The following is a 25,286-nucleotide window of genomic DNA, read 5'->3' as shown; positions in this document are numbered from 1 at the left end:
TTATATCTTCCGGTAACTGTTCGTAATTGTTATTCTTTCGTTTTCCAATTTTATTTCCAGATAATTGTCGTCGTCCAACATAATAATTTCATTGTTGTTCTCGTTTGCGTCCGTCGTTCGATTCTTTTGCAGCAGTTTTTTTATCGCATGGAACAATGAATAAGAAGGCGGTTTCATTTCGCGCAATAAATTTAGTCCTTCCGTCTCGAGCTCTATATTTTCATCGTATAATATTTTTCTCAATCCAATATACTTTTTAATAAGTAAAACCTGCGAATCGACGTCAATATTGTTTTCTTCATTATAAAGTATCAATCTTATATAATCGCTCAGTTCTGTCAACAATTCCTCGGCAAGCTCGTATTTCGAATTTACAATTAACAATTTAATTTTAACAAGCGCGTAATCAATCAACTCGGGCTGAATTTTCGAATGCGTATCCGTTAATTCAACGCGCGCAATCTCTTCATACATTTTATAAAGGTTTAATTCTTTTTCGACTATTTTATTACGCGTTCGAATCGAGTAAAACGCGGCGACAAACAATATACACAGTCCGTAATCCGTCCAAACCTGGGGATTTACAATCAACATATCGTACAAACCTGAATAATCCGCTTTATTGATAAAAAACAGATCCGTTTCGCGTTGCAAAATCTGGTGCGCTATAATTAAAAGTGTAAATACGATTGTAATCAGGGCGGCTTTAACCAAACGTCTTTCTATCTTTGATCTAATCATAAAATAACCGGCTATTGCGAGCAGTATCAGATACCAATTATAAATCAGATTCGACAAAAAAAGCGAGAAAAGATGTCTTGTTTTATGAAACACAAAATATTCCTGCAGCGTATTCAATCCGGCAATAATAGCGAGCAGCAAAATAAACGGAAGAAAATATTTAATCTCGCGCGATTGACTTTGGCTCTCTGTTATAACGGTTTTTGTTTTCATTTCAATTTTATTTTTCGATTATCGGAATCGACAGTCGGTTCACAAATCCTTTTTGGGTTTGTTCGGCGCTGAAAATATAGTCGTCTTTGAAGATGTAAGACAATTGGCGATCGACTATTTTGAGACCTACTCCGCTGCCTTTTGTTTGAACGCCGTTATTCCCCGGGCAATTGTCTTCAACTCTGATCTCAAGTCTGTTATTATTTCTTTTTGCTGAGATTCTTATAACTCCGTCGTCTCCGGATTTAGAAATCCCGTGTCGAATCGAATTTTCAACCAGGGGCTGAAGTAAAAAAGGCGGAATCAAAACGCTGGAGACATCTTTATTTATCTCGTACTCTACTTCCAGTCGCTTGCCGAGACGAATTTTTTCGATCTGCAAATAACTTTTTACGAACGACATTTCTTCGCCGAAAGCGACAAATTTGTTCGTACCCTCTTCGGCGGCTTTTTTGAATAAAGACCTCATATTTTCGATAACTTCGACAGCTTTTTCTTTTTCTCTTTTCAAGATAAGCGTTGAAATCGTATTGAATGTATTGAATACAAAATGAGGGTGAAACTGATTTTTCAATCTTTTCAGACGAGCGGCGGTAAGTTCGGATTTCAACTTCCACAATTCGATTTCCTCGGCTTGATATTTCTTTTGCGATTCTGTTATATTAATGCCGACTGTGATTACAAAATAGACGACAAGATCGACCCATGCCCACTGACTTCTGAATATTCTTTTGTAGACCAGGGTTTCCACGTCGAGAAAATCGAGAAAACCGTATATAATTATCGCCGAAAGAACCTGATGCAAGGAGACAATAACCAGAGGCAGCAGAAAATACAAAACCGCCTTACCGTAAATCGCCTTATTTTCAAATCGTTTTACAGCCTTAAAAACCAAAGGCGTTGCCAGCAGCCAGTAATGCCAGTAAAACAAATTGAACGGAATATGCCAGAGGAGACTGTAGTTTTGATTTGCCCCGGGATCGAAAACCAGATAATGTTGCAATGCAACTATCAGCGCTATTATCGTCAGCGCCGCGGCTTCAATTATTAACAGACGCGAATAATATTCGTTTTTCAAATTTATTTATATCCGTTAATCAAATACTTATCGATTAAGTCGAAAATCATGTAAGTGGAACTAAGCGCGTTCCATTTCGAAGTATTTACTACTACGGTATTCAATGCCGGGATTACGATTAAAAACTGTCCTCCCCATCCGGCGGCAAGAAAAGAATCGTACTCGCCGAATTTACGGGTATGCCAGTGATATCCGTAACCGCCGATTTGTTCGAATCCGTCGTAATATTTTTTAGTCGATTTTTCAATCCATTCGGCGCTAACGATCGATTCGTTCTCCCACACGCCGTTATTCAACATCAACATTCCGATCTTGAGCAAATCCCGGGGTTTCATCCAGAGTTCCGAATTCCCTTTGTAAACGCCGTCGTTGGCTTTTGACCATTTGATTTCTTTAATGCCGAGAGGGTCAAACAGATATTTGCGGGCAAATTCGAGAGAACTCATTCCGGTCGTTCTGCTGATAATTACCGAAAGCAAATGCGACAATCCGCTGTTGTAATTCCACTTATCGCCCGGATTATTTACAAGCGGAACGTTTTGAATTAAGTATTGCGAGGGATTGACGCTTTTGTCCCATCCCCCTCTTCTTTTGCCTCCCAAATTATTCCACTGAAATCCGGCGGACATCGTAAGCAGGTCGCGAACGGTTATTTCCGACTTGCGTTTATCCCCGACGCCAACGAACAATTCGGGCAGCAGCTCCGATACTTTTACATTCTCACTTTCGATATGCCCTTTGTCGATTGCAATGCCTATCAGGATCGAAACAATGCTTTTGGTAACCGACTTAAGGTTATTCAACTTTTCCGAATCAAAATTATTAAAGTAGTTCTCGTAGAGAACGTCCCCGTCTCGATAGATAATTACCGAGTGAGTCAGGGGGTTTTTACGGTTATACTCTTTGACGTATCGGTCTATTATTGCGGTCTGAGCATTGAGATTCATCGCGCAAATAAAAAAGACAATATAATTTATTATATGCTTCATTAATTATACGGACGTCAATAGCCGGTCGTCCATTTTTTAATAATATTTTTTTTGACAGAGTCGAGTCTGACGTTAGGTCTGGTTAAAGTATAAACGGCTTTCGGCATTTCGTCGTTTTCAACTTCTTCCCAGATTTCCTTCATCAGAAAAGCTTTCTTTTTGGAGTCGTATGTTTCCCATTCGGAAAAATTAAGTTCTCTTCTGCCTTCGACGACGTCTTTTTCGATTAGCAGCGATAGAGGCGCGATATAAGAATACCAGGGCCATTTAGTTTCGTTCGAATGACAATCGTAGCACGATTCCTTCAATATATTTTTAACCTCCTGCGGCGCTCTCAAGTCGGCTTTTACCGTAGGATTTTTGCGGTCTACTTTGATAAATTGGATTCCGATAAATCCCGCTATCAGGATTACGATAAATATTTTTGCGAAGAGTTTCATTATTTCTCCTTTTGAGTCATACTCAATATATAACATTTACTTTACTATTATCAATCGTTTATGATTTTAGATTAGATGTTCGTAATTTTGTTATCATTATAGACGGAAACGATGCAGAAGAAACTACCGCTGTCGTTTTACAGACGCGACGTACATACCGTAGCCCGCGAATTGCTCGGTAAAATATTTATAAAAAAAGAGAAGAACGGCATTCTTTCCGGAAAGATAGTGGAAGTGGAAGCATACGACGGTCGGATTGACCGGGCGGCGCATTCTTACAACGGAAAGACAAAGAGAAACGAGGTAATGTTTTTGGGCGGCGGATTATTGTACGTTTATTTCACATACGGAATGCATTATTGCGCAAATGTGGTTACCGGCGGCGAAGGCGACGGGTGCGCCGTTTTAATACGCGCGTTAGAACCTCTTGAAGGCATTGATCGAATGGCTATGAACCGCTTCGGAAAAACCGCCATCGGCGAGCGCGAAAAGTTAAGCCTTACAAACGGTCCGGCTAAATTTTGCAAAGCATTCGACATCGACAAAAATTACAACGGTTTGCTTTTGACCGAAGATATAATTTTCATTGTCGAAGGAGACAATCTCATACCCGGAGAGATAGTTGCATCCAAAAGAATCGGCATTAAAAAATCCGCCGATCTCGAATGGCGCTATTTTATTAAGAATAATCGATACGTTTCCAGATTATGAACACGCCAGAAAAAATATTAATTATCAGAACGGACAGAATCGGCGACGTCACGCTTACTCTTCCGATGGCGCACGCTATTAAAAAATTTTATCCCGGCGCGCAGGTTGCTTTTCTCGTAAGAGAATACACAAGACCCCTTGCGGAAAACAACAAGTATATTGACGAAACCTTAGTTCTAAAAGAAAAAAACGGCAAGATTCTATACGGGGAGAACATCGAGCTTCTGAAAAAATTCGACGCTTGTTTTCTGGTACACCCGACTTTTGAACTGGCTCTGCTGGTTTATCTCTCCGGCATTAAAATCCGAGCGGGCACCGGATATCGCTGGTATTCTTTTTTATTCAACAGGAAAATTTACGAGCACCGCAAATATGCCGAGAAGCACGAGCTCGAATTCAATTTGTCGATGCTCAACGCCATCGGAATAAATTACGAAACTATCGCGGACAATATCGATTTCGGGCTGCGCCCCGACGCTGAGACCTCGGAAGAAGTGAAAACTTTCCTGAAAAATAACGACGTTGATACGGAGTCGAAATTAATTATAATTCACCCCGGCAGCGGAGGCAGCTCCGTCGATTTACCGTTCGATAATATGAAACGATTGGTTACAAAACTATCGCAGATTGACGGCGCCGAGATTTTAATCACAGGCAGCAAATCGGAAACGGAACTTTGCGCCCGTCTGATTGTTAGTGAAAAAACAAAAAATCTGGCGGGAGTTTTTAATCTGAAAGAATTAATAGCTCTTATAAGTTTATCGGATATTTTAATAGCGAATTCAACGGGTCCGATTCATATTGCTGCGGCGTTAAATAAATTCGTCGTCGGTTTTTATCCGAAAGTCGTCTCGTGCTCGGCAGAGAGATGGGGACCGTATACCGACAACAAGGCTGTATTCAAGCCGGAGACGGAGTGCAACAACTGCACAATAAAGAAATGTATGATTACAAATTGTATGAGCGCCATCGATATTGACAAAGTTGTCGATACCATTGCCAATCAATTGAGCGTATCCAATGACTAACAGATTAAATGTCGTCTTGTTAATATTTACTCTTTTCATTTTATTCTCGGCGGGCGAAATACATTATTCGCAAAACAAAAACAGCGAATTCAGAAGAATCGAGAATAAAGCGTTTGCCGCCGGCGAGACTCTGAGATTCGAAGTAAGATACGGTTTTGTAACCGCCGGAATAGCCGAGTTTTCAATTCCGCGCACCGTAAAAATAGCGGGACGAGAAGTCTACAACGTTGTCTTCAAAGTCAATTCCATCCCGGCTTTCGATATGTTTTACAAAGTTCGAGACAGATACGAAACGTACATCGACACCGAAGGAATCTTTCCGTGGCGATTCGAACAGCACATTCGAGAAGGCGGATACTCACGCGATTTTTCGGCCTTCTTCGATCAAAGGCGGGGAATCGCCAGAACTTCCGAAGGCTCATATGAAATTCCCAAATATGTCAACGATATCGTTTCCGCTTTTTACTACGCCAGGACTTATGATTTTTCGAACATGAAGCCCGGCGATAAAATTCAGCTCGAAAATTTTTACAAAGACAAAGTTTATCCGCTCGACGTAATTTACCGGGGCAAAGAAACAATTAACGTCGACGCAGGCGAATTTAAGTGCATTATTCTCGAACCGATAATAAGAGAAGGCGGATTGTTCAAAAGCGAGGGCACTATTGTAATCTGGATGACAGACGACGAACTGAAAATACCGGTAAAAGTAAAAACAAAAATATTAATCGGATCGATCGACGCCGACTTGATTTATTACGAAGGACTGAAGTCTGCTCCTAAGTCAAAAATTAATTAACCGTTAGAAACCGTTTGGCCTATCCGTTTTTCCTTGCTTAAAGGTACGGTAAAATAAAATTTAGCGCCTTTTCCGAGTTCGCTTTCCACCCAAAGTTTTCCGCCGTTATTTTCTACGTGTTCTTTGCATAGCATAAGTCCGAGTCCCGTGCCCTTTTCGCCCTGCGTTCCCCTTTGAGTATAGTTGACGTTCGGATCAAATATTCTGGACAGGTCGTCGTTGCCAATGCCGACGCCGTTATCTTCAACGCAAACTTCGAGATAATCGCCGTTCGAGTCCTTCGTTTTTACCGTAACAACGCCTTCCGGATAAGAAAATTTAATTGCGTTCGACAACAAATTCAGGAGAATCGATTCGATAGCTGTTTTGTCCGCGAATACATATATCTTTCCTCCGGGTATAAATTCAATCGTTATTTCTTTTTGTCCGGCGTAAGTTTGCAGCAAAGCAACAATATTATTTATCGATTCCGTAATGTCGAAGTCTATTTTCTGGTAATCGATTCTGCCCGTTTGAATACGCGCCCAAGCCAACAGGTTTTCAATCAGGTTATTCAAAAGAAGGGTTGAATTCTTAATCAGATTTATCAGTTCGTCTATTTCTCCGTCGCTTAGAACTTTTCTGTTATTCATAAGGAAATCGGCAGAGGATGCGATCGAATAGAGAGGATTTCTGAGATCGTGAGATATAATCGAGAAAAATTTGTCTTTGGTTTTGTTCAGCTCTTCCAGTTTTTCGGCATATTCCTTCAACTCTTTTTGAACCGCTTCTTTGGCCTTTATTTCGTTCTTCAATTCTTCAGTGCGTATTTCGACGATTCTCTCAAGCAGCGCCGTTTGTTTTTCCTGCTTTTTAACGCGCCATTTAATAATTAGATAAATAAAGCCGATCATTAAGAGCGGAGCGGTAATCTTGAAATAAATTGTCTGATAAATTGCCGGCGGTATGTAGATATTAACTTTAGCTTCCTGATTGCCCCACACTCCGTATTTATTTGCCGATGTGATTCTGAACGTATACTCGCCGGGTTCCAGGTTGTAATAGATTACGCTTCTCCGGTTTTCCCACACATTCCAGTTACTTTCGTAACCTTCGAGTATATATTTATATTTTATTTTCTCCGGTTTACAGAATGAAGGAGCGATATAATCGAATCTGATTATAGAGGTTCCGACGGGAGCTTTCATACTGGCGGAAATTTCCGAGGGTTCAAAATCGAAAAGCACTCTTCTGATTTGCACCGGCGGCACATAGTCGTTGTAATGTTGCGATTCGGGGTCGACCGACACGACTCCCTGAATCGTAGGAAACCATATTTTGCCCGACGAATCGACGGCAACGGCGCCCTGCACTCCGCCGTTGCATTCATTGTTTTTCATGCCGTCTTCCGTACCGAATTTTTCGGCATATACCGACTCGATTTTTCCGTCGGCAACTCCATTCAATTCAGATTTTCTCACTCTGAATATACCGCCGTTGCCGCTTCCCCAGACAAAACCTTCCGCGTCTTCCGCAATCGCATGCACGGCATCAGTCGGCAAACCTTCTCTTCTCGTTATCTGTCGCACTATTCCGTTTTTAATTCTCAATATTCCTTTACCGCTCGTTGCTATCCATATCGTTCCCGTCTTGTCATAAATTACATGCCGCACTAAGTTTGACGGGAATCCGTTAGATTCTTCGTAATATTTGTAAACGCCGTCGTTATAAATAATGAATCCGTTTCCAGCCGTTCCGAGAAGCAGATTCCCTTTGTCGTCTTCCGTAATAAACCTAACGCGCAATAGCGACGACTTTTCGTCAACCGATTTATTAACAAGTTTCCCTCTCTCGTATAAGAATAATCCGCCGCCATCCGTACCGACCCAAAGATTATTTTTTTTATCGACGTAGAGCGCATAAATTTGACTGCAATTGTCGCATTCTTCTTTTTTTATCTTTCGAACTTTTCCGTCAACATAAAAATAGAGTCCTTTGTTTGTGCCCATCCATAAAGTATCGTTCCTTACGGCGTAAGTTTGTATCATTAGATCCGGGTCGGATTTATATACATAATTGGATACCTGCCCGTCGATAATTCTTGTAATATTATTGGAACGGGTGCTAACCCATACGCCCTTCTTGTCGGCAATAACAGACAATACGAAATTTTCGGGCAAGCCTTCTTCTTTTGCAAAAGCGGTAAACGTACCTTCGCGAATTTTATACAGACCGTTGCTGTAAGTGCCCAGCCAGAGATTGCCTTCTCTGTCGAAGAAAAGGTCGATAATATTGTTATAATTTGTCTGCGACGATAATATAAAACTGTCGACGCGTCCTTTGTTCAATCTGTAAAGACCGCTTTCGGCTCCGATATAAATTATACCGTCTTCGTCTTCCTCGAAATCGAGCGCCGAAAGCCGCTTCAATTTTTCTTTGCCTTCAAAATTCACCGGCTTCCCGTCTTTAATTAATTCAATGCCCGACTGGAAAGCGCCGACCCAAAGTTGATTTTTACTGTCCAGATAAACCGATCGGATGAAATTACTCGACAAACCATGCTCGGTTGTAATGGCGCTGAATTTAACTTGATTGCGGTCATATTCCGCAATATTTACGCCTCCCGTGCGGGTCGCCAAATAAATTTTGCCTTTTCTATCGCCCGTAATTTTATAGATATAATCGTTCGTCAAACCGTCGTTAACCGAGTAAGTTTTTACCGAATCGCCTTCTATTATATTCAATCCGTCTGATGTGCCCGCCCAGATTCTTCCGTATTCGTCCTCGAAAAGCGCTCTGACGGAATTGTTAGAAAGACCCTTGCTTAAATCGTATAACTTAACTTCTTTTTCCGAATATTTTAACAATCCCCCGAACGTGCCTGCCCAGAAAACGCCTTTTGAATCCTGCAATATGGTTACTACTAGGTTGTTGTTCATCAAATCGATATTTTCGGAGCTGAATACTTCGAACCGAATTCCGTCGTATCGCACAAATCCTTCCTCGGTGCCGAACCAGAGGAAGCCGTCCTTCGATTGCATAATTCCGTAAACGGAATTCTGCGGAAGTCCGTCTTTGTTTGTCCATTTTTCTATGACGTACTGGCTGAATCTTTTGGAAGGATCTAACGATTGTCCCGTAACCGTATTAACGGCAAATAATACCGACGCCGTTATTAAAATCAAACGATAATATTTAAGTAAGCTGTATTCCATCTCTCTTCGTAATCCCTAAAAGCTATAAGCGTCTCGTATCTCCTCATAAAACACAACCGTCGCGACAAAACTGCAATTCATCCCGTTTATTATCGGAACAATCTTTAAAAAGTTAAATCGAAACAAACCAATTCGTCAAAAATTACTAATTTTGCAGCTAAAAAAATGCTCGAAAAATATCGACATATTATCTGGGACTGGAACGGGACGATACTCGACGACGTCGATCTCGGAATCGAAATCATCAACCGCCTCCTCAGCGAAAGGAATTTGCCAAATATTACGAAAGAAAAATATAAAAATATTTTTACCATTCCCGTAAAGGATTATTACGCCAAACTCGGTTTCGATTTTGAAAAAGAACCGTTCGAAGTCGTAGGCAAACTCTGGATCGACGAATACGAAAGAAGAAAATACGAATGTTCGCTTTACGAGGGCGTACCCGAAGTAATGGAAAAAATCAGGAGCGTTTCGGCCGAACAGTCGATACTCTCCGCTTATTCCCAGCGCACGCTCGAGGAGATGGCTAAACATTACGGCGTCGACAAATATTGCAGCCATATTGTAGGTCTCGATAATATTTACGCAGCGGGCAAACTCCACCTCGGTTTGGAATTGTTAAAGAAAATCGGGAACGGAAACGGCGGGCTGCTGCTTATCGGAGACACGCTTCACGACTATGAAGTGGCAAAAGCGATGGGCGCCGATTGTATTCTGCTTTCTACGGGACATCAATCGAAAAACGTTTTGCAAAAAGCCGGAGTTAAAATTATCGACGATATCCGCGAACTGACGAACGGTTAATTTAAAGTGAGATTAAGAACGCTCATCGGATCGATTCTCTTTGAATACCATTGAACTCCCCAATGGAGATGCGGACCGGTAGAACGACCGGTAGAACCGACTTCGCCAATGACGTCTCCTTTTTTCACTTTTTGTCCGTCGGTTACGTATAATTTATCCAGATGCAGATATATCGAATTCAAGCCCAAACCGTGGTCGATCAAAACAAAATTGCCGTTGAAGTAGAAATTTTTTCCCGCAAGGACGACAATTCCGTCGGCTGCGGCTTTGACGGGAGCGCCTCGTCCCACGCCTCCGATATCGATGCCATTGTGCGGCTTTTTCGGAACGCCGTTTAAGATCCTCTGACTGCCGAAAAGGCTCGTAATTCTGCCGCCTTCAACCGGCATAATAAATCCGTCGTCAAACATCATCGAATCGACCAGTCCGATCTTTTTGCGGGCTTTTTTCATAATTTCTGACTCCCGTTCTATTCTTTCCATTTCTTCAGCCGGCGGATTGACGTATCTGCTTTTTACTTTCAAACGCTGGATTTTATACTTTCGTTTTTTAACCGTCAGTTTCTCGGTTTTTACGCTTCCGTCTTTAAAAATTATTTTCAAGGTTTTCGGACCTTTTTCATCCCTGTCCAAACCGATTACAAATCTGCCGTTTTTATCTACCTGAACCGGCTCGCCGTCCAGATATACTTCGGATATATTTTCTCCCGTTCCGACCATAACGGAACCCTGAATCGGCTCGCCCGCTAATTTGTATTCCTGAGCATTACAAATTACGGTCAGGGAGAATAAGAGCAATAACAAATATTTCATTTTTACTTTCCTCAAAATGCCGTCCAATAAACCGATAACTGAGTTGAAAAATATCTGTAGCTCGCGTCGTCCCTGGATGTGCTTCCCATTCCCATTCGACCGCTGATAGTAAGGTTTTCCAAAGGACGATAGAGCGCTTCGAGATGACCTTCGAGCGCAATAAATTTACTGAAAGGAATGTATCCTATCTTTCCGCCGAGTATAACCGTTAAATCCTTCTTTTTTTCGAGCTCGTTGTCCAGCCAGAAACTGTGCGATTCGAAATTCTGAGGCGAATAGTAATACTGCGATTTGAATCTATAATTCGTGTAATAATATTCGTAGCCGAGTATTAAATCGTTGTAAACGTATTTACCGAGTCGTATCATCAAGTCGTTGCCTTCGTTGATATCGGAAACGGAAATATATTGAAACGACCCGCTGATTTTAAGTCCGTTCTTGTGGATGTAATATCCGCCGATACGATAGAGCGAGGCGTAATATTGCTGATCGATCAAATAGGGCGAATAGAGAATCAAAGCTCCGTCGGAATTCTGATAAGTAAACGACACGGAAACCGTATCCTTAATTTCGAAATTTGCAAACGCTTCTTTTTCTTCGCGCCGTAACGTTCCCGCTGAATTGGTTATTCCGAATCCCGTGCCGACGTTAAAGCGCTTCGAAATACGAATAGTTATCAATCCCTTCAACGTTCTGTAACTTCTGGCGCCGATATAATCGTAGGTGGAAATTATGTCCGGGTCAAGGATTTGAGAATTCGAGTTGAGGCGTGTCGAACCGAACAGAAATCCCGCGGAGAGATAATTATTTATTCCCAGATCGGCTCGAATTCCGAAAGTGGAAAGACTGAAACTGATATTGTCGGAATAATATTGAGAAAGGGGCGCAATTCCCACATAATACGGAAACGTTTCGAGTATAGCCGCAATGCCGGTAATCGGCAGCCAGCCCTTTCGGAGTTCCACCATTGCGACTCTCGAGGAATCGAGGTCCCAGGTTTCAAGGAGCATATTATATATATTACGCGCCGAATCGGGCTCTCCCAATTTCAGATAAGAGTCGCCCAGATACAATTGCGCTTCGAAATCCGTCGAATCATCTTCTACCAGCTCCTTAAACGCGCGTACGGCGTTTACCGAATCGCCCATTGCATAATAAACTTTTGCGCGCTGCAATGCGGCGTCGTAATTGTATCCCAGGTCAAGCACCTGATTGTATGCTTCGAGAGCTCTTTGATATTCTTTCGCGCAGAAAAGCACGTCGCCGTATTCTTTGAGTATCAGCAAATTCGGCTCGGCTTTCGACATATACTCTTCGTAAAAAACCAGACCGTCCTTGCAATTGCCGTCGAGAACTTCCTTGCGCCCTTTCTCCAGAATCCGGTAGAGTTTTTCCTCTTCTTCTCTCAACTTTTGCCAGTCGATATCCGACTGTAATTTAATAACCTCGTCGTTGGTTGGGTCGATGCCGCGCGCTTTGTCGGCGTATTTTTGCGCCTCGTCAAATTTTCTTTCAATCAGCATCAAAGACCCCATTGCAATATTTGCGTCCAGACTGTTTGGTCTTTTCTGCAAAACGTTATTGAGATATTGTTTGGCAAGCTCCAGGTCTCTTTTTATCCAAATTGAAACCTGAGCTCTGAATAATTGATAATCGAGATTGTCGGGGTATTTTTCCAGAAGTTTGTCGGTAATATCGATTGCCCGGTCGAACTCGCGATTCCACGCCGCCATTCTTGCGTACTGAAAAATAAGTTCGGGGTCCTCTTCGTCCGGGACTTCTTCAAAGTATTTATCGAGGTAAGCCATTGCGCTGTCGTAGTACTGAAGATACTCGTAATAGCGCGAAAGAATTTTAAGCGCCTCTTTGTCGAGCGGATTTTTTTCGAGTCTTGATTTCGCTCTGTCGAGATTGAGCCGGTAGAGACTGTCGCGGAACTGCACCACATAATCCCATTTGGATTGGAAGCGTTCGTCGTCGCTGTGCGCAAAACCGATAATTTGAAGCTGTTGATACGCTTCTTCGATTCGTTTGGCTTTAAGCAATTCGTCGACGAGTTTAAACCTCATTTCCACATCGGAAGGACTCTTTTTGAGAAGGCGATAATACCTGTCGATCGGATATTCTTTTTCGAATGCGCGCGGATTTTGCTGTGTAACGTAAGCCTGTCTGTTAACAATATCGAGGCCGTCTCTGGCTTCTTTGAAAAACGGTTTTATCGCAAGGGCTTTTTCGAAAGCGTCTTTGGCAATTCTGTATTTGCCCAGCCACATCGTAAAATAACCGTACCGGCTCCAGAGCCGCCAGTCGTCGGGATATCTTTCCACGTATTTCTTGAGTATCGTTTCGCCTTTTTTAATGCTTCCGGTTTTTGCGAGTATTTCGGTATATCGGATAATTTCGTCGGGCGAGGCATTGTCGTCCCGCTTCAGATATTCGTCGTACCATTCTTCGGCTTTGTTCCAGATTTCCATCCAGCGGTAGCATTTACCGATTTCCAGGTAATTGATCGGATTGTCGGGATTGATTGCAATTTCCCTCAAATGCCCTTCGATTTTTTTATTGAGTATGTTATACCATACTTCCTGAACTCTTCTTAGATTTTTAAGATATTCGTTTCTTCTGGAATTGTTTTTTTCGAGCGCAATGGCTCTTCTGAAATCGAGGACTGCGTTTTCATATTGCTTGCGTTGTTCAAAACAGAGAGCTCTTAAATTGTAGCCTTCGGGATTTTGCGGGACTGCGGAAATATACTTGTTTAACTGGTCGATTGCTTCGCCGTATCTGCCGTTTTCCATATGCTCGAGAGCGGTTTTGCGGTAAATTTCTACGTCAACGTTTTGCGCATGCATTAACTGCGCAATCATAAAAATTATTAACAGAATTGTAAGCCGCTCTCTATTCATCCGAGTTTTATAAAGTTGACAGGTCAAAGTTATTAAATTATCCGTAATTATGCCGTATTTTAGTTCAATTGTGGCATACTAAAAAAAATCCCGGAATAATCTCGCGCGCAGATTAATCCGGGATTAACAGTCAAATCAATTTATCCGTTATTCGAAATTTTCCGATTCGTCGTCGTAGATATGTTCGTGAAAGATCGATTCGAGCTCATCTTCGAAGAAGAATTTATCGCCTCCGAAAGCGGGTTTAAGCTGGTCGAGCCAGATTGCCTTCTCGTCGTATTTGGCAAAGAACGGTCTGGCGACCCAGTCCGGATCTCTGCCCTGCAAAAATCTAAGTACGATTGTCTTTTCGCCGTTAACTTCGCTTACGCCGAGAATTTGAACTTTGCCCGGAGTGGCGCTCATACTGGGTCCTCTCACCGTACGGCAAACGCCGCTAACATTCTTGTAGGCGTTTCGATAAATATTCCACGCTTCGACGAGCGGAACGCCGAAGAATTCCTGAGCGCCCGTATCGCGAGCCACAAACATGTAATAAGGGATGCAGTTCAAATTGACCTGCTTGCGCCACATTTCAGCCCATACTTCGGACGAGTCGTTAATATGTCTCAACAACGGCGATTGCGTTCTAATCTGCGCGCCCGTCGCCCTGATTCTTCTTATTGCTTCTTCGGCCGCAGGAGTGCTCAGTTCAACGGGATGATTGAAATGCGCCATGATTGCCAGATTCTTACCCTTTGAAATAATCTTTTCGAAGAGTCTTATCAGATCGTCGGCGTCGGGGTCGTCAATAAAGCGGTATGGCCAGTAGCCGATTGCTTTGGTTCCGATTCTTATAGTCTGAAGATTTTCGATGTCGGCGTCGAGTATTTGATCGATATAAGAGGCGAGAATTTTAGTCTTCATTATTAACGGATCGCCGCCGGTAAAAAGCAGATCGGTTACTTCGGTATGTTCTTTCAAGTACCTAATCAACAATTCTGTTTCTTTCATCGCGAATTTCAATTCGTTCATACCGACAAATTGAGGCCACCTGAAGCAGAAAGTACAGTAAGCGTGACACGTTTGTCCCTGACTCGGGAAAAACAGGACGGTTTCCCTGTACTTATGCTGAACTCCCGTTAATTCGATACCGTCAATTTTCGGCACGTTGTACTTTTGTCCCGCAGGGTGTGGATTGAGTTCCCACCTGATGTTTTTAACCGTTTCTTTTATCTCTTCCTGCGGCGCGTTGGAATCGAGCAATTTCTCCACTTCCTTATAATGTTCCTGCCGCAGCATTTCCGCGCGCGGGAACGTTAACGTAAAAATCGGATCGTCGGGAATATTATTCCAATCTATCAGTTCCTCGACTACATAATTGTTTGTTTTGAAAGGAAGAACCGTACCGACAACTTCAATGGCTTTCTTCTCGTAATCGCTCAATTTTTGCAATTGCGGCAATTCCTTCCAATTCCTCAGCGTAAAGCTCTTATAATTTCTCATGACAGGCTCCTTTCGTTTTATTTAAGAAAATAGGATAATCGAAAACGGAACCAGCATGCTTAGTTATAACTAGCGACACTGATTCATCTCGACCGGACAGCGGGTATACGACTACGGACTTTCGACAGGATATTTCGGTATAAAAAAGATATTTATTTTAAAGATGTTACTTTATTAACGTCGTCAAGTTTTACGAATTTTTCCTGGAATTTATATTTGCCGTTTTCTGATTTAACCGTAGAAACCACTTTAACATTCACAAAAGCCGCTTTTGCTTTCGCTTTTGCTTTATCTGCAAAGCTTTGTTGTTTTGCCATTTAAATAATCTCCTTTTTTTGAGCTTCAAATTTAAGAAAAAACCGCAATAAAAAGAAAATAAATCGGCAGGGCTACTTTATTAGTTCGGAGAATTCCGCATTTGTAATTTCTCTCAGATTCTCGGGCGAAATCAGCAACTGCACCCCTCTCGCTCCGGCGCTGACGTATATTTTGTCCCACATTTGCGCCGTTTCGTCGATAAACGTCGCATATTGCTTTTTCATTCCGATCGGAGAACATCCGCCTCTGATATAGCCGGTTAGCGGCTGAAGTTCTTTAACTTTAACCAGCTCAATCTTCTTGACGCCGGCAGTAGAAGCGGCTTTTTTCAGGTCGATCTCACAGTTGCCGGGAATTACAAAAACAAAGATATCGCCGGATTCGTTCTTTGCGACGAGCGTCTTAAAAACCCGCTCCGGCTCGGCTCCTATTTTCCGGGCTACCGAAACGGCATCGATTTCGTCTTCGCTGAATTCGTAAACCGCAGTCTCGTAACCTACGTTCAGTTTATCGAGTAATCTGAGAGCGTTAGTTTTTGCCGTCATTTTCGTTCAAACCGTAATTTTCGATTTTCGAATATAAAGTGGGCAGGGATATGCCCAGAATTTCCGCCGCTTTCGGTTTGTCCCAGCCGGTACGATCCAGAACGAATTTTATATGCTTCTTTTCCATTTCCTTGAGCGATATAAGTTTATTCGGATTGTCGTAAAGACCGGTTTTTATCAAGAGATTTTCTTTATGCAAAACTTCATCGTTAGAAAGGACAATAGCCTGCATCAGAGTATTTTCCAGTTCGCGCACGTTACCGGGCCAATCGTAATCCGTCAACGCTTCCATGGCTTCAGCAGAGATTTTATTTACGTTCTTGTGAAGTTCGGCGTTCAATTTATTGAGAAAATAATTAACAAGCGCGGGAATATCTTCTTTCCGTTCTCTTAAAGGCGGCGCGTCGATCGAAACGACCTTCAGTCTGAAATAAAGATCTTCTCGAAATTTGCCTTCCTTTACGAGCCGCTCCAGGTTTCTGTTGGTTGCCGTAATAATACGCGCTTTCATCGGTATCAAATTTTCGCCTCCGACGCGTTCGAATTCCCTTTCCTGCAAAACTCTCAATAATTTCACCTGAAGATGCGGGGACATTTCCGAAATTTCGTCGAGAAAAATGGTTCCCTCGCCGGCTAGTTCGAATTTCCCTTTTTTCAATCTGTCGGCTCCGGTAAAAGCGCCTTTTTCGTGTCCGAACAATTCGCTTTCCAGCAGCGACTCGGTAATTGCAGTACAATTTACGGCTACAAAAGGATGGTTCTGCGTAATGCCGCTGTAATGAATCGACTTAGCGATCAATTCCTTTCCTGTGCCGCTTTCGCCCTGTATCAAAACAGTCACTCTGTTTGTTGAGACCTGCCCGATTATCTTATAGATTTCTTTCATGGAAGAAGATTTGCCGATCAGTCTTTTTTCGGGTTTGAATTCTTCGGCTTCTTTTTCGATCATCGAGCCGATTCGTTCGCTCAACTGTTTCGATTCCAAAGCGCGTTCAACCGCAATTTTTAGTTTTTCGATGTCGAGCGGCTTTTCGAAATAGTCGTACGCGCCTTTTTGCATCGCCTCGATTGTCGTTTTATAATCGTCGTGAGCTGTTATCAGTATGATCTTTGCATGAGAGTCGGTCTCTTTTGCCTTCTGCAAAAATTCGATGCCCGACAAACCCGGCATTCTGATATCGGAGATAATAAGGTCGGGCAAACCGGCTTCAAAAATTTCGAGCCCTTCATTGCCGTCGCGCGCGGATAAAACTCCATAACCGAGTTTCTTGAAATAGTTAGTTAACGTTTGACGAATCGAATCGTCGTCGTCGATGATTAATAATTTGGGTTTCATTTTTCATGCGGAATTTTAATTCGAAAAATTGTTTCTCCCGGCTGAGATTTTACGAGCACAAGATCGCCGCCGTGGAGTTCGATTATTTTTTTTGATATCGAGAGTCCGAGCCCGGTTCCCGAAGCTTTGGTAGTGTAAAACGGATCGAAGATTCTATCTTTATCTTCGATTCCCTTTCCGTTGTCTTTAATGTATAAGCAGAAACGGTCATCCTCGAAAGAAGAGTAAAATTCGAGTCTGCCGTTTTTATCGATTGCGTCTAGCGCATTTTGAGCAAGATTAATCAACACCTGTTTGAATTTATCCGGGTCGACGTTCAATGTAACTTTTGCAACATTATTGACAATCTCAACGTTTTTGTCGGATTGATCCGGCATCGTCTGCCTTACAACGTCTTCGCACAAAGAATGAATATCGGCGTCCGATTTCGAAATTGTCAGTTCTCTCGAAAACCGAAGAACTTCTTTGACCAGATTGGTAAGCCTTGTAATTTCCTTGTTGATAATAAAAAACGATTCTTTTTCGTCTTCTGTCAGATCGAGCGATTTGCTCAAAATATCGGCGTTCATTTTTATCGAAGTAAGCGGAGTTTTAATTTCGTGGGCAAGGACGGCTGACATCTTTCCCAGCGAAGCGAATTTTTCCGACCTTATAATTTCGGCTTCCAATTTCTTTCTGTCGCTTATATCGATTTCCACGAACAGATAACCCGAGCCCGGGTCGCCGTTTTCCGACACGGAAATCAACAGGTCTTTTTCGTTTCGGCTCGCGGTAATTACGCGAATCTCGCCCAGATAAATATTCTTTTGTTTAACAGCGTTTATAATTTCGTCGAGCGTTTTTTCCGACAAACCGAACTGCGCTTCGCGAATCGATTTACCTTTCAGACCGGATTTTAATTCGCATTCGCAAATTTCGTAGAACCGTCCGTTCGCTTCGATAATCTTCAAGTCCTTGTCGACTATGGCAATTGCGGCAAGCGATTTTTCGAACGCGTTCAACAGCACGGAAATTCTTTCTTCTTTTCTTTTTAATTCGCGGATATTATTACTCAACGTTTCAGCCATGTTGTCGAAAGCGCGGGACAATTCGCCGATTTCATCGTTCGAGCGGATGTTGGTCTTAACGTCGAAATTGCCGCGTTCTATTTCGTTTACTTTTTCTTTTAAGATTGATATCGGCTGCGCGATAATTTTCGAAAATGCAAAAGAAAGAGTAACGCTTACTATAATTCCGACGAGCGCGCTGTAGAGAAAGAACCGTATCTGTTCGCTTCCCGGCTCGACGCCGAATATTATTCTTCCGATGGGAATTTGTATCAATAGAATTATAATTGGGACGAAGATCAATGCGACAAAAAATATTTTTTTATTAAGACTGAAAGCCGCAACTTTCTCCTTTGCGACCGGAAACATATTATATTTGCCAACGGCTACGGCGGTAAAGAAAATGAAGCCGACCGTAAACGCCAGCGGACTTATTTCAACGAGATAATAAAAGCCGAGTATCCACGGTAAAAGCAAACCGAAGATATACGTTGCCGTGCTCGTAATTACAAGTCCGAATAGATACAACATCAATTGTTTTTTGTAAACGGGATTGTCCGTCGATTTGTATTTTAAAATAATCCAGTAATAATTCAAGAGAATCAAAATCAAATACCAGATTAAGTAGAGCGGATAGAGATCGCTGAAATACGGATAGAAGCTGAAATCGTGAGCGTGCGATTCTCTTACCAGCCACCCTTTCCATAACATTACCAGCAAAACTACCGAAGGAACTATTATCAGGAATTCCGCAAGCTTTGTTTTAAGAGTTTTATGAGGATAGTAAATGGTAAAAAACGTAATCGAAACCATAATCAAAAGGAGCAGGGAATGGCACGAACGGTCGAGCAGAGTTACGTCGTGCGACGGCATGAACACAAAATGAATCGTGTGCGAAATCAAATAGCCGACTATAAGAAAGAGCGTCAACAAAAAAAGCCTGGTGTTTACCGTTTCGCCCGCGCGGGCATAAATCACATAAATTAGTCCGACCGCCGCAATAAACGACGAAGCAAGAAAAATTATTTGAGTCAATAACATTCCCATAATTACAAAATAGAATAAGTGATTCCTATTTGCAACGCTTCTTTAGTCTGCGTTTTTAACGACTGCGCTTTTTCATAGAGCAACAAGTAAGTAAAGTTTACGCTCAGCCAGTTATTCACTTTAGCGGTAATTACGTTGTCCCACCTTACGTCCCACACATCCAGGCTTTCGAAACGCGAGAACAATCTCAATTTGCTTGCAAGCGCGATATTGTCGTCGAGCTTAAAATTCATATCCGTAACGGATTCGAATCCCGTTTCGAACTTGAACGTTTCGATTTCGCTCGTTTCAGGGTCGTCGGTATATTGAATAAATCGGTTCGATATTACCTCCTGAAATGCGACGCCGATTCTTGTGGTAATGTTCGAATATTTGTCGTAAGCGAAGCCGAAGGTTTGAGTAATATAACCGGGATCGAAAAAATCCGACACGTTGGGAGCGCCGGTTAATTTGTAGTCGTATCCTTTGGTAACCTGCGTTCTCAAAGAATTCGAAAAGAACGGGTCGACAGCCCAGCCGGCTTTATACGAAAGGACGTCTTCCATAAATAGATCGTTTTCCGTAGTTTTATAAGTGGCTTCGCCTATTTTCGCCCTTCCGTAAACGGCTTTTAATTGATGTTTGAAATTCCATTTGTCTGCGCCGTATTTCAATTTAAAGTCGCCGTACAATGTCCAGGCGATCGAATTCTCGCCTCCCTTTACCCAATTATTGAAAGCCACCTGATTGATGCCGAGTCCCGTTGTCAATCCGGGAATCCACTTCCCTTTCAACGAGTCGGGAGTTTGCGCTAAAATAAGACCGAGTGAAAACAAGTAAATAATGACAGTTCTGTATGCCATCTACAACCTCTTTATTTTGCGGATAATAAATTTAATAAATAAAAAGTCTATTTGCGGTTTCGTGAATAAAATCTTGGATTCGCTCTATACAACAGATTGTGGAAGCTCTTATCTTTTTGTCGTCAATCGGTCAATCGCATATCTAAAATCCAAAGGGTTGACATTACTGTAGACACAGAATCAGCAAACAGATACAGAACCCGGGACGGGTGACATAAGGTTTTCCGGTTATTCTTATTTCACCCCTGCGGGGTTTGGATTTCTGTCCGGTTTGTCTCGTTACAATCATTTCACCCCTGCGGGGTTGGTGTCATAAAAATTCGTTACTCTAAAATATTTTTTTTATTTCATTATCGTCCGATATTTGTTCAGACAAAATATAAACCCGGAGGGTTGACATTACTGTAGACACAGAATCATCAATCATAGAAAAAACCCGGGACGGGCGACATAAGGTTTTGCGGTTATTCTTATTTCACCCCTTCGGGGTTGATTTCGGATTGGCGATATTTGTTACAATCATTCCACCCCTCCGGGGTTGATGGGTCATAAATTTCCGTTGCTATAAAATATTTATTCTTATTTCATTATCGCCCGGTATTAGTTCAGGCGATTCATAAACCCGGAGGGTTGACATTACTGTATGTAAAGAATCATACAAAAGAGGAAAAACCCGGGACGGGTGACATAAAGCTTCGCGGTTATATTTACGTGTTTTATTTATTTTTTTGAAGATAAATCGCCTTATCATTCCCCTTCATAGATATGTCATATTTCTTATAGTAACTTTTGTATCCCATGAGTCGTGCAATCGGAGTAAGGATAAACGATGTTAATTTTTGAATAAAAACAGGAGGACCTTCCGCAAGGTAAGAATCAAAATCGCTCTGATACAGCGGCGCGACCATTAACATTGTATGAGGAAATTTGCCAAAATCCGGGTCGTCGTCCATTAATCCGTATATTTGTACCAAACCGAAAGCGAACCCTTCGGGAAACGGAAAAGCGCCTTTCACTCGTATCGTATCGGATGTTTCGTTAAACGGTTTATGTGGAGTTCCTTTCGGAATACGGACAGTCTCGCCCGGTTTTATTTTTTTAATCTTTCCGTCAATCCAGATGGAAAGTTCCCCGTTTTCAATTTCAAAAGTTTCGTCAAAGTTGGTATGAATATGCTTCGGCGGGCCAGGAGCATAAGGTTTAATTTCCAAATAACAATAAACCAGTCCGTTTTCCTGCCTGGCGACTGTCTGCCGGAATCCTTCAGCCTGACTTTCAAAAACATGTCCTGGTTTAAAATAAGAAGAAACTTCAGGTTTGTCTTCGGGAAAGATCGCCAGGTGCAAAATGTATCCGACTATCAAATAGCAGGCAATCAGGATTGTTGTGTAAATCAATCCTTTCCCAAACAGATTTAAGACAGTTATCCTTTTGATTGAATTTATATTCTTCTTTAACATCATTAAACTCCATTTTTTAATGCAAAATAGGAGTGTCTGTCTTAAATAATTGTATAAATCGGACATTTATTCCGATTACCGAGGTTATATAAATAAATGGAATGGCAGGCTTGTCTTTTGAGAATAATATTCCTTTGGCGTAAGTCCGGTAAAGGATTTAAATACTTTGTTGAAATGGGGCTGGTCATAGAATCCGCTTTGAAGCGCAATGTCTACCAACCTGGAATTCTCGCGATGCATTAAATTCACCGAATACATGAATTTTTTATAAAGAATAAGTTCTTCAGCCGAAAGTCCAAAAAGCTCGTGCGATTTTCTGCTGAGTTGTCGTGAAGAATAACAAACTTCCCGGGCAAGTTGATCAACCGATTTAAATGAATCTATTTGGTTTGAATAGAATAATTCACAAATACGGGCAGACCGCGAACATCCCGGAACAGAATCAAACCGGAAAGAGTTTTCTACCAGCATTACCCTTTCCCGAAAGCTCTTTGCTTCGCACAATTGATGCCATAAATTACGAAACTCCGGCTTTACCAGAACCGCGTCAATTGCCTGATTACTTGCTTCCCGCGAAAGTATATTAAGAAAATCCTTCACGGTATAAGGGCGAAGTCTGATGCCGAACAGATGATGAGCGCCCGAATAATACGCCGTTAATGTATGGGTATGAATTCCCTGAATAAAACAAAGCGGGGCTTGGGCTACGCTGTCAGCGTTAGGCAATTTGCCTTTTATCGGCTCAGCCAGATTAAACACAATCTCGACGACTCCCTGGGGTAAAATATGTTCCGTATATTGACTGCCTCCCAGAAACTCCCACATGCAAAGAATATAATTGCTTGCCTTTGTGTTATTAGGGATATGTATGTAGTTGCCCGTTTCCACAGGTTAATCATTTGTTATTCTTGAAAGTTAAAACAAACAACTCTTCTTTACAAAAAATCGTACAATAAATTAATCAACTTGATCCTTAATTTCCCGTGCCGATTACAATATCCTTCACAACATTTCCAAGAGATAATTTCCTCTGCTGTCATTATTACTGTCGATAGCTTAATTTCTTTGTCGTATGCTCTTATTGTTCTGCTTTATTTGCATTAATTAAATATAGCTGTTTTTCTGACTGACTACAAGATGGGGGCAAGATCATCTTAAAATATCAAGTACTATGTCAGTATCCATGAATAACAATGTTTGTAGCATTGGGCACAAGGGATTAAATATGGCGTGCAACGCATTTTGAAACGATTATTTTTCAAGTTACGACTAATTTGATTTGTGTATTAACTTTCATATTTACAACTAATTGCGGCATGCATTATATTTTTTGTTGGCAGCTGGCTTTATTCCCAAATATCTTCGTAAACATTTTTGTACTCATTTAGTTCTATAACATCAATTCCTACTGATTTAAAGAAAAATTTCTTTCCTTCAGTAATCTCTTCCTTTTCTTTTTTCTTCATTATATACCATCCTTTATGTCGTCTTTTGGGAAATTTTTTGAAATATTTTGCTCTTTCTATTAGTAACCACCGTATAAAAACTTCACTTTCTTCTAAACCCAAACCAAAAATGAATAATGAGTTATTAAAGATGATATGCAACCAAGTTTTAAATCCTTCCCAATAATTTTGATTTTTCCCAGTAAATTCAATTCTTTCAACATCTTTGTGGATTAGTTTTCTTGCTCTTGATACACTTCCCATATATTGAGATAGTCCCAGCTTAATACTTCTATGATATTTTATCATACCATTTGGATACCAAACACCAAAATTTTTAGAAGGATTATTTACTTGCATATCACTATAATAACAAGACCAAGGATAGAAATCGGTAAATCCCTTTTCTTCTAATTTTCTGAATTCTAAATGAAGTGATTTGGGAATCAAATCGTCAAAATTGGTAGTTAAAACTGGAGCATTTTTTGATTTAATCTTATTTAAGATTGATTTCAGACCATTTTCAATGGGTACCCATACAGACATTTTTTTCTGAACACTTTTTTGTAACTCAGCTGTAAAATCTTTTTTAGTGAAGTTTTTAATTAATAATGCATCATAAAATTCAGTAAATGATACGCCTCGGGGTATAGAAGTTTGTTGTTGCGTATTCCCATTGTTTTCGTTCCACAATTCAAGAAGTAAGTTTTCCCAAGAAATCGCATTATTCCCAAAATATCTATTAATTCCATTACCTATTATAAATGCAATGTCACTAGTAGATTCAATAATGTTTTTTACTTGTTGCGTATTCATTATACTTATTTTTTAGCTTGCAGCCAACAGCTCTGGGTATGGGTAGTAGCGGTTTTGGAACACATTAGTGTCCACCGAAACCGAATGTTTTTTTGTGAGCTAAATGCCTCATATTTATGTACCTGCCGCCATTACCTACACCCGATGTTGGCAAACGTTTTTAATTTTTATTCTTTCTCTGTCCCAACGTCCATGTGAGTTACGATAATTTGGATGTCGATGTCATTATTAATTTCTCTTTCATTACCAGCGTCAATGTCAATGAATTCTTGAAAGCCGATTGTCCTTAAAACAGTGTTTGAAAAATTGTCGAGATGTTCGTCTATTATTGTTCCATTGACGTAGCTGTATTCTCCAATGTTGAAATAGGTCAGATTTTTAATAAAGTCCGATATGTCTCTCGTAAAATGGCAGTGTCCAAGAAAGAAATTGTTATGTGAACCGAACAACCAAGGAAATGCAAATCTTCGATAGTATTTCTCAAAGAAGTAGATTATGTCTTCTATATGGAAAAGATTATGCCCAAAAGGGTTCGTATTTGAGTTTGATAAGTAACTCTCAATGTTTTCAAAGTCGTCATAGTTAATTTTATTCTTCTTATATAGACTTGCTATTACAACTGCTGATGCATATATCATATCTCCCGGTGAATGAAATAATCCATAGCTACCAAGTGAGTTACTCATGTTAATGAAGTCAAGGTCGCGTCTGATTGTTTTGAAAATTCCTTTTGATGAGGAAATTGTCGGGAAGTTTTTTAGGAGAAATAATTGTTCTTGGTCAATGTCCCATGTCATGTCCTTTTCTTTTTTGTTTTGAATTATTGATGTTTTCTGAAGTAGTCGCTTTTTCTTGTCTGATACGATGCTTATTACAATTAAGTCCCCAAGTTCTCTGGTTGTCGGTTTGTCTCGGTAAGAGAATTCTACATAGGATTTTGCTCTATGAATTTTATAGGCTCGAATGTGAATGAAATTGCCAAAATTCTTGTTGTTCAACTCATTTGTCATTTTAGTCACCATAACAACTTCATTGTCGTTGTTTTTATATGACAGTCCAAATTGTTCGTAGAGTTTTAATGACAGGTTATTTTGAAACCTTTTGAAGTCAGTTCGTCTCGATAGTTCCAAAAACTTGTTGATTACTCTATTCATGTCCTTTCAAATGTTTGCCAACGTTGAGTATAAGCGTAGTGCGGGTATTTGACGCATTTCACTTTCAATTTTCTCCA

General features: G+C 41.1%; 21 protein-coding genes. 4 read left to right on the top strand and 17 right to left on the bottom strand.

The window, feature by feature from the left end:
• Genes ACOYVE_RS01915 through ACOYVE_RS01900 form a run of 4 tightly spaced genes read right to left on the bottom strand, consistent with a single transcriptional unit; the run spans position 1 to position 3,461 of the window.
• Positions 1–954 carry a histidine kinase gene (locus ACOYVE_RS01915; RefSeq protein ID WP_014855558.1) on the bottom strand — a complete coding sequence of 318 codons (954 nt, stop codon included), beginning with the start codon at positions 952–954 and terminating at the stop codon, positions 1–3.
• A 7-nt stretch (positions 955–961) separates the two neighbouring features.
• Complete coding sequence (locus tag ACOYVE_RS01910; RefSeq protein WP_014855559.1) at positions 962–2,032, bottom strand: sensor histidine kinase; 1,071 nt, start codon at positions 2,030–2,032, stop codon at positions 962–964.
• Positions 2,033–2,034: 2 nt separating this feature from the next.
• Positions 2,035–3,021, bottom strand: a complete 987-nt coding sequence (locus ACOYVE_RS01905) for a serine hydrolase domain-containing protein (protein WP_014855560.1) — start codon at positions 3,019–3,021, stop codon at positions 2,035–2,037.
• A gap of 14 nt (positions 3,022–3,035) precedes the next feature.
• On the bottom strand, positions 3,036–3,461 hold the full coding sequence (locus tag ACOYVE_RS01900; protein ID WP_014855561.1) for a heme-binding domain-containing protein: 426 nt from the start codon (positions 3,459–3,461) through the stop codon (positions 3,036–3,038).
• A gap of 111 nt (positions 3,462–3,572) precedes the next feature.
• On the opposite strand from ACOYVE_RS01900, the gene ACOYVE_RS01895 reads away from it, so the two are divergent.
• From ACOYVE_RS01895 to ACOYVE_RS01885, 3 genes are read left to right on the top strand one after another with little or no spacing between them, the layout of a single operon-like run.
• Positions 3,573–4,172, top strand: a complete 600-nt coding sequence (locus tag ACOYVE_RS01895; RefSeq protein ID WP_014855562.1) for a DNA-3-methyladenine glycosylase — start codon at positions 3,573–3,575, stop codon at positions 4,170–4,172.
• Positions 4,169–5,200, top strand: a complete 1,032-nt coding sequence (locus ACOYVE_RS01890; protein WP_014855563.1) for a glycosyltransferase family 9 protein — start codon at positions 4,169–4,171, stop codon at positions 5,198–5,200. The genes ACOYVE_RS01895 and ACOYVE_RS01890 overlap by 4 nt, the downstream gene beginning before the upstream one ends.
• Entirely contained in the window at positions 5,193–5,999 is an 807-nt protein-coding gene (locus tag ACOYVE_RS01885; RefSeq protein ID WP_014855564.1) for a DUF3108 domain-containing protein, read from the top strand. The genes ACOYVE_RS01890 and ACOYVE_RS01885 overlap by 8 nt, the downstream gene beginning before the upstream one ends.
• On the opposite strand, the gene ACOYVE_RS01880 is transcribed toward ACOYVE_RS01885, so the two are convergent.
• Entirely contained in the window at positions 5,996–9,193 is a 3,198-nt protein-coding gene (locus tag ACOYVE_RS01880) for a ligand-binding sensor domain-containing protein (RefSeq protein WP_014855565.1), read from the bottom strand. The two genes, ACOYVE_RS01885 and ACOYVE_RS01880, sit on opposite strands and share 4 nt — an antisense overlap.
• Positions 9,194–9,358: 165 nt before the next feature.
• On the opposite strand from ACOYVE_RS01880, the gene ACOYVE_RS01875 reads away from it, so the two are divergent.
• Entirely contained in the window at positions 9,359–9,997 is a 639-nt protein-coding gene (locus ACOYVE_RS01875; RefSeq protein WP_014855566.1) for an HAD family hydrolase, read from the top strand.
• Here ACOYVE_RS01875 and ACOYVE_RS01870 read toward each other — a convergent pair.
• The 12 genes from ACOYVE_RS01870 to ACOYVE_RS01815 all read right to left on the bottom strand — a co-directional run bounded on the left by ACOYVE_RS01870 (position 9,994) and on the right by ACOYVE_RS01815 (position 25,065).
• Complete coding sequence (locus ACOYVE_RS01870; RefSeq protein WP_014855567.1) at positions 9,994–10,809, bottom strand: M23 family metallopeptidase; 816 nt, start codon at positions 10,807–10,809, stop codon at positions 9,994–9,996. The genes ACOYVE_RS01875 and ACOYVE_RS01870 overlap by 4 nt on opposite strands.
• Positions 10,810–10,820: 11 nt before the next feature.
• The gene (locus ACOYVE_RS01865) at positions 10,821–13,676 is read right to left on the bottom strand and encodes a tetratricopeptide repeat protein (RefSeq protein ID WP_041355849.1); all 2,856 of its coding nucleotides are present in this window, start codon (positions 13,674–13,676) and stop codon (positions 10,821–10,823) included.
• Positions 13,677–13,862: 186 nt separating this feature from the next.
• A complete protein-coding gene (locus ACOYVE_RS01860; RefSeq protein ID WP_014855569.1) occupies positions 13,863–15,200 on the bottom strand; it encodes a KamA family radical SAM protein in 1,338 nt (445 codons plus the stop codon).
• A gap of 152 nt (positions 15,201–15,352) precedes the next feature.
• Complete coding sequence (locus tag ACOYVE_RS01855) at positions 15,353–15,517, bottom strand: hypothetical protein (protein ID WP_014855570.1); 165 nt, start codon at positions 15,515–15,517, stop codon at positions 15,353–15,355.
• Positions 15,518–15,589: 72 nt separating this feature from the next.
• Positions 15,590–16,063, bottom strand: coding sequence for a Cys-tRNA(Pro) deacylase (gene ybaK / locus ACOYVE_RS01850; protein ID WP_014855571.1), 474 nt, complete (start codon positions 16,061–16,063; stop codon positions 15,590–15,592).
• Positions 16,047–17,399 carry a sigma-54-dependent transcriptional regulator gene (locus ACOYVE_RS01845; RefSeq protein WP_014855572.1) on the bottom strand — a complete coding sequence of 451 codons (1,353 nt, stop codon included), beginning with the start codon at positions 17,397–17,399 and terminating at the stop codon, positions 16,047–16,049. Before ACOYVE_RS01845 ends, ybaK begins: the two co-directional genes overlap by 17 nt.
• A complete protein-coding gene (locus tag ACOYVE_RS01840; RefSeq protein WP_162098594.1) occupies positions 17,396–19,480 on the bottom strand; it encodes a sensor histidine kinase in 2,085 nt (694 codons plus the stop codon). Before ACOYVE_RS01840 ends, ACOYVE_RS01845 begins: the two co-directional genes overlap by 4 nt.
• A gap of 14 nt (positions 19,481–19,494) precedes the next feature.
• Complete coding sequence (locus tag ACOYVE_RS01835; protein ID WP_014855574.1) at positions 19,495–20,334, bottom strand: DUF3078 domain-containing protein; 840 nt, start codon at positions 20,332–20,334, stop codon at positions 19,495–19,497.
• A gap of 716 nt (positions 20,335–21,050) precedes the next feature.
• A complete protein-coding gene (locus ACOYVE_RS01830) occupies positions 21,051–21,797 on the bottom strand; it encodes a cupin domain-containing protein (protein WP_157867299.1) in 747 nt (248 codons plus the stop codon).
• Positions 21,798–21,878: 81 nt separating this feature from the next.
• Complete coding sequence (locus ACOYVE_RS01825; protein WP_157867300.1) at positions 21,879–22,682, bottom strand: helix-turn-helix transcriptional regulator; 804 nt, start codon at positions 22,680–22,682, stop codon at positions 21,879–21,881.
• A 458-nt stretch (positions 22,683–23,140) separates the two neighbouring features.
• Positions 23,141–24,055, bottom strand: coding sequence for an SIR2 family protein (locus tag ACOYVE_RS01820; RefSeq protein WP_014855577.1), 915 nt, complete (start codon positions 24,053–24,055; stop codon positions 23,141–23,143).
• Between the two features lie 167 nt (positions 24,056–24,222).
• Positions 24,223–25,065 carry a hypothetical protein gene (locus ACOYVE_RS01815; RefSeq protein ID WP_157867301.1) on the bottom strand — a complete coding sequence of 281 codons (843 nt, stop codon included), beginning with the start codon at positions 25,063–25,065 and terminating at the stop codon, positions 24,223–24,225.
• Positions 25,066–25,286 lie beyond the last annotated feature (221 nt).

Source organism: Melioribacter sp. (assembly GCF_049325435.1).
GTDB classification, from domain to species: domain Bacteria; phylum Bacteroidota; class Ignavibacteria; order Ignavibacteriales; family Melioribacteraceae; genus Melioribacter; species Melioribacter roseus.
This window is presented reverse-complemented; position numbering and strand designations above follow the sequence as displayed.

What these genes read in the sequence shown, in the direction of transcription:
- ACOYVE_RS01915 (WP_014855558.1), bottom strand. Translation starts at nt 954, where the DNA reads ATGAAAACAAAAACCGTTATAACAGAGAGCCAAAGTCAATCGCGCGAG.
- ACOYVE_RS01905 (WP_014855560.1), bottom strand. Translation starts at nt 3,021, where the DNA reads ATGAAGCATATAATAAATTATATTGTCTTTTTTATTTGCGCGATGAAT.
- ACOYVE_RS01900 (WP_014855561.1), bottom strand. Translation starts at nt 3,461, where the DNA reads ATGAAACTCTTCGCAAAAATATTTATCGTAATCCTGATAGCGGGATTT.
- ACOYVE_RS01895 (WP_014855562.1), top strand. Translation starts at nt 3,573, where the DNA reads ATGCAGAAGAAACTACCGCTGTCGTTTTACAGACGCGACGTACATACC.
- ACOYVE_RS01890 (WP_014855563.1), top strand. Translation starts at nt 4,169, where the DNA reads ATGAACACGCCAGAAAAAATATTAATTATCAGAACGGACAGAATCGGC.
- ACOYVE_RS01885 (WP_014855564.1), top strand. Translation starts at nt 5,193, where the DNA reads ATGACTAACAGATTAAATGTCGTCTTGTTAATATTTACTCTTTTCATT.
- ACOYVE_RS01880 (WP_014855565.1), bottom strand. Translation starts at nt 9,193, where the DNA reads ATGGAATACAGCTTACTTAAATATTATCGTTTGATTTTAATAACGGCG.
- ACOYVE_RS01875 (WP_014855566.1), top strand. Translation starts at nt 9,359, where the DNA reads ATGCTCGAAAAATATCGACATATTATCTGGGACTGGAACGGGACGATA.
- ACOYVE_RS01870 (WP_014855567.1), bottom strand. Translation starts at nt 10,809, where the DNA reads ATGAAATATTTGTTATTGCTCTTATTCTCCCTGACCGTAATTTGTAAT.
- ACOYVE_RS01865 (WP_041355849.1), bottom strand. Translation starts at nt 13,676, where the DNA reads ATGATTGCGCAGTTAATGCATGCGCAAAACGTTGACGTAGAAATTTAC.
- ACOYVE_RS01860 (WP_014855569.1), bottom strand. Translation starts at nt 15,200, where the DNA reads ATGAGAAATTATAAGAGCTTTACGCTGAGGAATTGGAAGGAATTGCCG.
- ACOYVE_RS01855 (WP_014855570.1), bottom strand. Translation starts at nt 15,517, where the DNA reads ATGGCAAAACAACAAAGCTTTGCAGATAAAGCAAAAGCGAAAGCAAAA.
- ybaK (WP_014855571.1), bottom strand. Translation starts at nt 16,063, where the DNA reads ATGACGGCAAAAACTAACGCTCTCAGATTACTCGATAAACTGAACGTA.
- ACOYVE_RS01845 (WP_014855572.1), bottom strand. Translation starts at nt 17,399, where the DNA reads ATGAAACCCAAATTATTAATCATCGACGACGACGATTCGATTCGTCAA.
- ACOYVE_RS01835 (WP_014855574.1), bottom strand. Translation starts at nt 20,334, where the DNA reads ATGGCATACAGAACTGTCATTATTTACTTGTTTTCACTCGGTCTTATT.
- ACOYVE_RS01830 (WP_157867299.1), bottom strand. Translation starts at nt 21,797, where the DNA reads ATGATGTTAAAGAAGAATATAAATTCAATCAAAAGGATAACTGTCTTA.
- ACOYVE_RS01820 (WP_014855577.1), bottom strand. Translation starts at nt 24,055, where the DNA reads ATGAATACGCAACAAGTAAAAAACATTATTGAATCTACTAGTGACATT.
- ACOYVE_RS01815 (WP_157867301.1), bottom strand. Translation starts at nt 25,065, where the DNA reads ATGACAAATGAGTTGAACAACAAGAATTTTGGCAATTTCATTCACATT.